Annotated in this window: 1 protein-coding gene; it reads left to right on the top strand. The window is 71.0% G+C overall.

Annotation, left to right across the window (positions count from 1 at the left end; translation table 11 throughout):
- Positions 1-51: 51 nt before the first annotated feature.
- Positions 52-872, top strand: an 821-nt coding sequence (locus ACFFQA_RS37975) for an IS5 family transposase (protein ID WP_377862667.1), incomplete at its 3' end; no start/stop codon positions are given.

The raw sequence follows: 872 nt of genomic DNA, 5'->3' as shown, positions 1-872 counted from the left end.
TGGGATGTCGGCTTCTGGGCACTGGCCCGGCTTCGGGGGTACGCCGAGGGCATGGCCGAACGCGACCCGTACCCCAGTGACCTGTCCGACGCCCGCTGGGCGCTGGTCGAGCCCGTCCTGACCGCCTGGCGGGAGCAACGCCGACGACGAGGCCTGCCCATCGGCCGCCCGCCGGAGCACCAACTGCGGGACATCCTCGACGCCATCCTGTACGTCGACCGCACCGGAATCCCCTGGCGCTACCTGCCCCACGAGTACCCGCCCTGGCAGACGGTCTACGCCTACTTCGCACACTGGCAGCGCGACGGCGTCTTCGAGCGGCTGTCCGGCCTGCTGCGCCGGCTGACGCGAACCAGCTCCGGGCGCCAGGCGGAGCCCACGGCCTGCGCGCTGGACGCCCAAAGCGTCAAGACCTCCACCAACGCGCCCCGCTCCACCCAGGGCGCCGACCCCGCGAAGAAGATCGTGGGCCGCAAGCGCAGCATCGTCGTCGACACCCTGGGCCTGCTGCTCGCGGTGCTGGTCACCGCCGCCAGCGTGCCCGACTCCGTCGCTGGTGAGCGGCTGACAGACCACCTCGCCGCCGTCCACCCCACCGTGGGCAAAGCGTGGGTGGACGCCGGCTACCGCCAACACCTGGTCGAGCACGCGGCCACCCTCGGCATCGACATGGAGATCGTCCACCGCGACCCCGGCATCCGAGGATTCGCAGTAGTGCCAAGGCGTTGGGTGGCCGAGCGCACCTTCGGCTGGCTCATGCTCCACCGCCGCCTAGCCCGTGACTACGAAGCCCTCCCCAGTCGCTCCGAGGCCATGATCCACATCGCGATGATCGACACCATGGCCCGCCGCGTCACCAGGGAATCGACCCC

Source organism: Allokutzneria oryzae (assembly GCF_042429765.1).
Classification (GTDB): Bacteria; Actinomycetota; Actinomycetes; order Mycobacteriales; family Pseudonocardiaceae; genus Allokutzneria; species Allokutzneria oryzae.
This window is presented reverse-complemented; position numbering and strand designations above follow the sequence as displayed.